This window comes from Nocardia sp. GP40 (assembly GCF_050434125.1).
GTDB lineage: Bacteria > Actinomycetota > Actinomycetes > Mycobacteriales > Mycobacteriaceae > Nocardia > Nocardia albiluteola.
In genome coordinates, this window is record NZ_JBNPVW010000001.1 from 1 (window position 1) to 8,941 (window position 8,941).

Annotated in this window: 4 protein-coding genes and 1 pseudogene; 2 read left to right on the forward strand and 3 right to left on the reverse strand. The window is 68.8% G+C overall.

The window, feature by feature from the left end:
• Positions 1 to 167 precede the first annotated feature (167 nt).
• Together ABH933_RS00005 and ABH933_RS00010 are read right to left on the reverse strand one after the other, a co-directional pair.
• A pseudogene (locus ABH933_RS00005) lies at positions 168 to 779 on the reverse strand (SAM-dependent methyltransferase); the annotation flags it as partial.
• Between the two features lie 343 nt (positions 780 to 1,122).
• Positions 1,123 to 2,550, reverse strand: coding sequence for a metallophosphoesterase (locus tag ABH933_RS00010; protein ID WP_429413519.1), 1,428 nt, complete (start codon positions 2,548 to 2,550; stop codon positions 1,123 to 1,125).
• 192 nt (positions 2,551 to 2,742) lie between these two features.
• Between ABH933_RS00010 and ABH933_RS00015 the strand changes: the two genes are divergently transcribed.
• Entirely contained in the window at positions 2,743 to 3,678 is a 936-nt protein-coding gene (locus ABH933_RS00015; protein WP_429413522.1) for a TIGR03564 family F420-dependent LLM class oxidoreductase, read from the forward strand.
• A 7-nt stretch (positions 3,679 to 3,685) separates the two neighbouring features.
• Here ABH933_RS00015 and ABH933_RS00020 read toward each other — a convergent pair whose 3' ends face one another.
• The gene (locus ABH933_RS00020) at positions 3,686 to 4,345 is read right to left on the reverse strand and encodes a Clp protease N-terminal domain-containing protein (RefSeq protein ID WP_429413525.1); all 660 of its coding nucleotides are present in this window, start codon (positions 4,343 to 4,345) and stop codon (positions 3,686 to 3,688) included.
• 306 nt (positions 4,346 to 4,651) lie between these two features.
• On the opposite strand from ABH933_RS00020, the gene car reads away from it, so the two are divergent.
• Positions 4,652 to 8,176, forward strand: a complete 3,525-nt coding sequence (gene car, locus ABH933_RS00025; RefSeq protein WP_429413528.1) for a carboxylic acid reductase — start codon at positions 4,652 to 4,654, stop codon at positions 8,174 to 8,176.
• Positions 8,177 to 8,941: the final 765 nt, after the last annotated feature.

Genomic DNA, 8,941 nt, shown 5'->3' on the forward strand with positions numbered 1-8,941 from the left:
TCACACCGCCGTCGTACGGCGTCGAGGACGCTCCAGCCGACGGTAGGTCAGCGTGACATCGAAGCAGAAGTTGCCAACAGCGTTGGGGGCGTAATGAGCCCGCTGTTCTCGAACATCCGCATCTCCGTGGCCCGCATGCGGGCGTGGTCGGGCCGGTGGCCGAAGGCCTCCACCGAGAGCCTGCTGCCGGGCGCGGACAGCGTATCGATCCGCTCGAACAGCGAATCCTGCGTCGCGCCGGGCAGATAGGGCAGCAGTCCCTCGGCGGACCATGCGGTGGGCAGGTCGGCGTCGAATCCCGCCGCGGACAACGCAGCCGGCCAGTCGTCACGGAGATCCACTGCGACGGAGCGCAATTCGGCGCGGGGCCGGATGTGATCGGCGGCCATCACTTCTTGCTTGAATTGCAGCACCTTGGGCTGGTCGATCTCGAATACGGTGGTGCCGTCCGGCCAGTCGAGCCGGTAGGTGCGGGCGTCCAGCCCCGCGGCGACGATCACCGCCTGCCGGATTCCCGCGGACCAGGCCGTCATGAAGAAGTCGTCGAAGTACTTGGTGCGCAGCCCTATCATGCCCGTGGGCAGGCGGCCGTCGTCCGGCGGCGAGGCCAGCAGCTCCCGGAAGCGCGGCTCGCCCGCGGCCTCGACGAACAGCCGTGCACAGTCGTCGTGGATCAGCGGATCGGGCTTCATCGTCTCGATCGCGCGGAACGCGGCGACGCCCAGCGCCGTGACGCCCACGCTGCTGACGATGTCCCAGGTATCCCCATCGGTTCGCACTGAATACTCTCCTCGATCACATTGGCGCACCGAATTACTCGAATACGCGGCGACGGGTCGGTAGTTGCTCCCGGAACCAAGAGTAAACGGAGACTGCGCCCCGGTCGGGGCGGGCCCTGCCGGGTAGCAACGTCGGCGGCGCGAGCTACCGACGGGCCAACCACCGCGTGGACGGTGGCCACCCGCCGGGCCGCGGCGGGGCGCAGAGGGAGCCGCAGTAGCCCGGCGACCTGCTATTCGTTGGTGTCGCGCGGCCGATTATCGCACCATACGATGCGACGGCCGTGCCTCGGGTGAGACGCCGCGGCCCAGAACTGTGTTTCGGTGAGTATCGGAGTTTCGGCTAATGCCCGGCGAGCGGTACGCCCGGGCGTGTCGCCGGGGTGACTCCCGAAAAGTCGCGCAGCACAACGTGGTTGCGATCCGCGAAGCTGCCGAGGGCGTGGTCCGGATGCAGGCCCAGGTACTGACGGCGGGTGCGGGTACTCCACTGCCGGGCGGCCTCGCTGCGGGTCTTGTAGAAGTTCGCCATGTAGCCGCCGGTGTGGATGCGCAGCAGGCTGTAGCCGCCCGGGTACTCCTTGACGGCGCCGACCTCGAGGAACTCCACGTCGATATCGGAGTCGGGGCGGCTGACGCGGGTGCGGTGGGTGTGCCCGGCATGGTGCAGGAAGACCCCGGGGGCGCCGCGGTAGAGGCCGTGGAGTTCGGCGGCGGTGACGCGGTCCAGGACGAAGCCGGGACCCGCCGGATTGCTCACCGCGGAGTAGGAGGTCACGGGATGATGGCCGAAGACCAGGGTGGGCCGGTGGGGGTCGGCGCGCAGCACCTCGCGCAGCCGGGCCAGCTGGGACGGCGTGATGGTGCCTCCCGCACCGCGCAGGCGCGTGGTGTCCAGGGCGAGGAGGCGCAGGCCGGCGGCGTCGTAGTCGGCGAGTTGCTGCAGGCCGTGGAAGACGCTGCCCCAGTGGTCGCGGTGCGGATCCCGCGGAGCGTCGTGATTGCCGCGGCAGACGTAATAGTCCCGGCCGAGCGTGCCCCAGGCATCCAGGCGGGCGCGCACCGCGCGGGACTGGTCGAGGGCGCCGCAGTCGGTGAGGTCGCCCGCGAGGATCAGATGATCGGCCGCGCGGTCGCGTTCGCGCACGTCCTGCAGCAGCGCGTCCAGCATGAATTCGGAATGTTCGTCGGTCTCGTGGCGCAGTCCCGGCGGCAGCCCCGCGACCAGCAGCCCGCTCGTCCGCTCGCCGTAGTGGACGTCGTTGGCCAGCACGATGGTGCGCAGCAGCGGTCCCGGGGGCGGGGTCAGGGTGGTGAAAATGCCTGTGGATTCGGGTGTTCCGGCCCGGCGGGTCACCCGGGTGTGGGCCGGCAGGGCGACCCGGCCGGCCGAACGCGCCTCGAACCGATAGGACCGGCCCGGCTCGAGCCCGGTGATCTCCGCGTAGTGGTATGCGGTGGGCCGGGAGTCGAGGTAGTGCGTCCGGAACGCGCCGCGCGAGGCGAAGCGGACCTCGGTGTCGGCGGGCGCGGGCCGCAGCCGCCCGGTGCGATCGCGTGCCCGCGTGGTCCAGGTCAGGATCGCCGAGGTGTCGGTCACGGTGACGACCTCGAGATCCGAGGCGACGATCGAATCGGACTGTGCGGCAACTCGTTCGGCGCGGTACAGGGTGTAGGCGTGCGAGGTCCGCAGCGGCGTGCGGGCGGTGACCCCCAGCGCCCCCGTGGCCACGTTCCCCATCCAGATCGCTCGCAGGCGTGCATTCGACATTGGCGGCCTCCGCAATTGGTCCGGTCCGATACCGGTCACGGTACGGGCGGCGGCTGAACATCCCGGTGCCCGCACATGTCCGGCGGGCATCGAGAGCATCTCGCATCCGCCGAGGTCACGAGGCGGCGACCGGTAGTTCACCGCGAATTCGCGCCCGGAATCCAGCAGCGCCCGCCGCTGTTGTCTCGTTGCATGGACAATCGTGTCCCCATCGGGGTTTCGGTATGGCCGCGGCCCGGGGTCGCCAACGACGTGGCGAATGTGATCGAGCTGGTGGCGCTGGCGCGGTCGACGGGGTTGCGGTCGGTGTGGTTCGGGCAGCGGATGGACCTGGATTCACTGGTGCTCGCGGGGGTGGTGGCCCAGGCGGTCGGCGACATCGGGGTCGGCACCTCGGTGGTGCCGATCAATCCGCGGCATCCGGTGGTGGTGGCCTCGCAGGCCCAGACGGTACAGGCCACCTCAGGAGGACGATTCCGGCTCGGACTCGGATTGGGTTCGCCCGCACTGGAATCGGCGGCATTCGGCATTCATGAGGATCGCCCGGTGGCGCGGTTGCGCGAATATCTCACCGCCGTGCGGTCGCTGATCGAGGAGGGCGGGGTGGATCTCGCGGGCGAGCAGGTGCACGCCCGCCCACCCCTGCCGACGACCGTGCACGGCGGCGCGAATGTGCCGCTGCTGGTGGCCGCGCTGGGACCGCAGGCGCTGCGGGTCACAGGCGAATTGGCCGACGGCGTGATTCCGAATCTGGCCGGTCCGCGGACCCTGAGCTCGCATATCGTGCCGCGGTTCGAGCGCGCCCGTCCGGAGCGGCCGATTCGTGCCGCACAGATCGTGGCCGGTGTGACGGCGGTGGTGACCGACCGCCCGGAGGAGGTGCGCGCCCGGGCCGCGGAATCCATGGCCTTCTACGAGTCCGTCCCGTCGTATCGCGCGGTCCTGAACCTCGAGGGTGTCGAGTACGCCGCCGACCTGGCGCTGATCGGCGACGAGGAGTACGTGACCCGTGGACTGCGACGCTACATCGATGCCGGCGCGACCGAATTGCTCATCACCCAAACCGATTTGGGTGGTCCGGACGATCAGCTGCGCACGTGGCGGCTGCTCGCGGAGCTCTCGGCCTGACTCGTTCCTATTCGTCCGCGCCCAGCACGGCGTCGAGTTCGGCGCGGATGCGCTCGGGGTCGGCGCCGGCCGCGTCGAAGACCCGCTTGCACAGGTCGGGGTCGGTGGCCAGCAGCGCCAGCATCAGGTGCGGGGTGTCGACGTCGGGGTTGCCGAAACGCTGGGCCTCCATGCTCGCGCGCGCCAGGGTCTTGGTGGCCAGGCGGGACAGCGAGAAGTGCGGCCCGCCGAGCGACTGCCGCAGCGGTTCCGCGGTGAGACGCAGAGACGAAATCGCCTGGGCTGCGGTCGAATCGCCGGTGTTGCCGACGGTTCGGATGAGGCCCAGCAGCAGGTGATCCGGGGTGATGACGCCCTCGCCCACCGCGATCGTCTCCCGCAGCGAGTTCTCCAGCACCGTCTTGGCCTCGGCGGTGAACGGAAGATGGGCGTCCGGAATGTGATTCGCCGGTCCGGGGTCGAGCGAAATCGTCGCGAGGGCGGCCTGCGGCGTCAGGCCCAGCCGTTCCAGGGCGGCGCGTGTGCCCGGCGCCCGATCTTCCCGGGCGGATTCGATGACGCCCAGCAGCAGATGTTCGGCGCCGATGACGTCGTGATGACGGCTGCGGGCCTGCTCCTGCGCGAGAACCACCACGCGCCGCGCGGAGTCGGAGAACCGTTCGAACATCGGGTGCCCCTTCCGTTGGTGCGGCCCCGCTGTCCAGCGTAGACCGACGCGAGATAAGGCCCTGTGACCTGCGGATTCAGTTCGTCATCGACACGGGTTAGCAGAAATTTCGGCACCGTGGAGTGATATTTCAGACAGTGGCTCCCAGAACTGGCCGGTACCGAGCTACTTGACATTGAACCGAATCGGGGACGAAGGTTGAGGAATAGTTAGCGACTGAAACTACTTGCGGGGCACATGCATCAATACGGTTGTTCGCGACCGGTGATGGCCGGCTGGTGAACCAGTCCGAGGGAGATAGGGGCTATGTTGGCGGAATTTCAGCGCGGGACGGACGAAGAGCAGCGGCAGGAGCTCGTGCGGCGGGTCACGGACCTGATCGCCCGCGACGAGCAGGTTCGCGCCGCGGTTCCGGATACGGCGGTCGGTGCGGAGATGGCAAGGACGGAAGTGCCTCTCGCGCAGTCGATTGCGACACTGATGGGGAGTTATGCGGAGCGGTCGGCGCTGGGAATGCGTGCGGTCGAATACATTACCGACGAGACCGGGCATACCCGGGGTCGGCTGCTGCCACGCTACGACGCCATTACTTACGGCGAGTTGTGGCGGCGCATCGCCGCGGTGGCCGCGGTCTGGTATTCCGATGCCGAATCGCCCATGCGGCCAGGGGATTTCGCGGCGATCATCGGATTTGCCAGCACCGATTACACCGTGATCGATCTGGCTTGCACCGTGTCGGGGGTGGTGTCGGTGCCGTTGCAGGCGGGCGCGGCGATGGCGCACCTCGCGCCGATCGTCGCCGAGACACGGCCCCGGGTGCTGGCGGCCAGCGTCGAACAGCTCGATGCGGCAGTGGATTTGGCGCTGGACTGCGATGCGGTGCGCTCGCTGATCGTCTTCGACCATCATCGGCAGGACGACGACCACCGCGCCGCGGTCGAGTCGGCCCGGACCCGCCTGGCCGACAGCCCGGTGGTGGTCCAGGTCCTGGACGAGGTCATCGTTCGCGGCAGCGAACTGCCCCCCGCGCCACTGCATTCCGGTGCGGGGGACGAGGCGCTCGCCGTGCTCATCTACACCTCCGGCAGCACCGGAGCGCCCAAGGGCGCGATGTATCCCGAGCGGCTGGTCGCCCGGATGTGGCGGCAGGGCGCCGATATACCCCTGCCCACGATCGGATTCAGCTTCATGCCGCTGAGCCATGTGGCCGGGCGCGGGAATCTGGTCTCCGCCCTGACCCGCGGCGGCACGGTCTATTTCGCGGCGCGCAGCGATATGTCGACGCTGTTCGAGGATATTGCGCTGGCCCGCCCGACCATGCTGTTCTTCGTGCCGCGCGTGGTCGACATGCTGTTCCAGCGGTTCCGCAGCGAGGTCGACCGCCGGGTGGCCGCGGGCGGCGCCCCGGAATCTGTGGAGCGCGAGGTGAAAACCGAACTGCGCGACCAAGTGCTGGGCGGCCGGTTCGTCATGGCCATCACCGGCAGCGCGCCGCTGTCCGCTCAGCTGCGTGAATTCATGGCCTCGGTGCTGGGATTCGAGATGGTCGACGGCTACGGCTCGACCGAATCCGCCGGCGGCGTGCTGATCAACAATATGGTGTTGCGTCCGCCGGTCATCGATTACCGGCTCGTCGACGTGCCCGAGCTGGGCTACTTCAGCACCGACAAGCCCTATCCGCGTGGGGAATTGCTGATCAAGTCAGAGACCCTGATCCCGGGCTACTACAAGCGGCCCGAGCTGAACGAGGAGATCTTCGACGCCGAGGGCTACTACCGCACCGGCGACATCATGGCCGAGCTGGGCCCGGACCAGCTGGTGTATGTGGACCGCCGCAACAACGTCCTGAAGCTCTCCCAGGGCGAGTTCGTCGCAGTGTCCAAGCTCGAGGCCATCTACGCGGGCAGTCCGCTGGTTCGGCAGATCTACGTCTACGGCAGCAGCGAGCGCGCCAATCTGCTGGCCGTGATCGTGCCGACCGCCGATGCGGTTGCCGCGCACCCCGATACCGCGGAGCTGACCGCGGCCATCGCCGAGTCCCTGCAGCAGATCGCCCGGCGGGCCGAGCTGAACTCCTACGAAATCCCGCGCGCGTTCCTGCTCGAGACCGAGCCGTTCACCATCGACAACGGCTTGCTCTCGGGCATCGCGAAGCTGTTGCGCCCCAAGCTGAAGGCGCGATACGGCGAACGACTCGAGCAGCTCTACGCCGACCTGGCCAGCGAGCAGGACAGCGAACTGGCCGCGCTGCGCCGCGAGGCCGGGGAGCTGCCGGTGCTGGATACCGTCGGCCGGGCCGCGCGGGCGCTGCTGGGCTGTGCGGTCACCGATCTGCGCCCCGACGTGCACTTCACCGACCTGGGCGGCGATTCGCTCTCCGCGCTGACGTATTCGACCCTGCTGCAGGAGATCTTTGCGGTCGAGGTGCCGGTGGGGGTGATCGTCAGTCCCGCAACCGATTTGGCTCAGCTGGCGTGGTACATCGAGAACGAGCGGCGGTCGGGCGGAACCCGTCCGACCGCCGTGTCGGTGCACGGCACGGGATCGCAGATCCGCGCCGCCGACCTGACCCTCGGCACCTTCATCGACGCGTCCACCCTGGCCGGTGCCGCCGCCCTGCCGCGCGCGGAGCAGCCGCCGCGGACCGTACTGCTGACCGGCGCCAACGGCTATCTGGGCCGGTTCCTGTGCCTGGAATGGCTGCAGCGCCTCGACGATTCGGGCGGCCGGCTGATCTGTGTGGTGCGCGGCAGCGACGCGGCCGCCGCGCGCGCCCGGCTCGACGAGGTGTTCGACAGTGGTGATGCGGAGCTGACCCGGCACTACCGGGAGCTGGCGCGGCGCACCCTCGAGGTGCTGGCCGGGGACATCGGCGAGCCGAATCTCGGCCTGGGTGAGCGGGATTGGCGGCGGCTGGCCGAGACGGCCGACCTGATCGTGCATCCGGCGGCGCTGGTGAACCACGTGCTGCCGTACGGACAGCTGTTCGGCCCCAACGTGGTCGGCACGGCGGAGGTGATCCGGCTCGCGCTCACCGCGCGGATCAAGCCGGTCACCTATCTGTCCACGGTGGCCGTGGCCTCGCAGGTGCGGCCCGAGACGTTCAGCGAGGACGGCGATATCCGCGAGATCAGCGCCGTGCGCTCGCTCGACGACGGTTACGCCAACGGCTACGGGAACAGCAAATGGGCCGGTGAGGTGCTGCTGCGCGAGGCGCACGAGAAGTACGGCCTGCCGGTGGCGGTGTTCCGCTCGGACATGATCCTGGCCCACTCGCGCTATGCCGGCCAGCTCAACGTGCCCGACGTGTTCACCCGGCTGCTGCTGAGCCTGCTGGCCACCGGGCTGGCGCCGAAGTCGTTCTACGCCACCGATGCCGAGGGCAACCGGCGGCGCTCCCACTACGACGGTCTCCCCGGTGATTTCACGGCCGAGGCGATCACCGTGCTCGGCGCGCAGGTCGCCGACGGCTTCGAGACCTTCGACGTGCTCAACCCGCACGACGACGGGATCTCCCTCGACGAGTTCGTGGACTGGCTGATCGAGGCGGGCCATCCGATCGAGCGGATAGACGACTACGTCGAGTGGTTCGCCCGTTTCGAGACCGCCGTGCGCGCGCTGCCCGAACGGCAGCGCCAGCATTCGCTGCTGCCGCTGCTGCACGCCTACCGCGCGCCGGGGATGCCGGTCTCGGGTGCGGCGTTGCCCGCCAAGAAGTTCCAGGCCGCGGTGCAGGCCGCCGGGCTCGGGCCCGGCGGCGATATCCCGCACCTGACCCGGGACCTCATCGAGAAGTACGCCGCGGACCTGACGGTGCGGAAGCTCCTGTAGGGCCTTGCTATTCGTCCCGCTCAACGATGCGCGGGGGTGCTGAGGTGTGGCTAGGACACCGCAGCGCACCGGCGCCCCGGCACTCGCCCGGGGCGCCGGTGCCGTTGGATCCGGGTCGGCGATGGGCCTGGATACGGCGACGCGGCGCGCGCCACCCGCAACTGGGATTCCGAGCAGATAGAGCCCCGGCACCTGTGGCGAGGCTCCATCAACATCTCGCTTTACGCCACGATCGGGACATCGAGTCCACGGCCGACGACCTGAGCGCCGACGATTCGAAAGGCGCTTGCCCGCCGGTTGCGGTCGTGCCGGACCGAAATTCACCGCACACGTCCCTGGCAGGCGCCGAAAAACCGGTCGCTGCCGCCGGATTCGCGGGTCGACGCACGGTGGACCGGTGCACGAAACGGGTTGTACCGCGCCCGCCGACGTGCTGGCGATCGAAAACCGGTGAAATCGGACAAATGCACTAACTTTCGGTGAGAAGGCGGACAGCTCCGTCGAGCCGCACTCTGCAGCCAATAGCTGTCATATCGCTGAACCTGCCGACGGCGTTACTCGTACGTCCGATCGAACCGCTTTTGATGACCCAACCGCCAAGTAAGCGTTAGCTAACAGGTAGCCAACGCGATGGACTAGACCGCCAGCGCCACGTCATATCGCCACGTCAGACCCTAACATCGGCATCCTGGCCACGCGACAGGCATCCCGGCCGCGCAACGGGAGGCCGCGCCCGTCGTTTGCCGCCGGATGCCGAATGACCCC

What these genes read in the sequence shown, in the direction of transcription:
- ABH933_RS00010 (WP_429413519.1), bottom strand. Translation starts at nt 2,550, where the DNA reads ATGTCGAATGCACGCCTGCGAGCGATCTGGATGGGGAACGTGGCCACG.
- ABH933_RS00015 (WP_429413522.1), top strand. Translation starts at nt 2,743, where the DNA reads ATGGACAATCGTGTCCCCATCGGGGTTTCGGTATGGCCGCGGCCCGGG.
- ABH933_RS00020 (WP_429413525.1), bottom strand. Translation starts at nt 4,345, where the DNA reads ATGTTCGAACGGTTCTCCGACTCCGCGCGGCGCGTGGTGGTTCTCGCG.
- car (WP_429413528.1), top strand. Translation starts at nt 4,652, where the DNA reads ATGTTGGCGGAATTTCAGCGCGGGACGGACGAAGAGCAGCGGCAGGAG.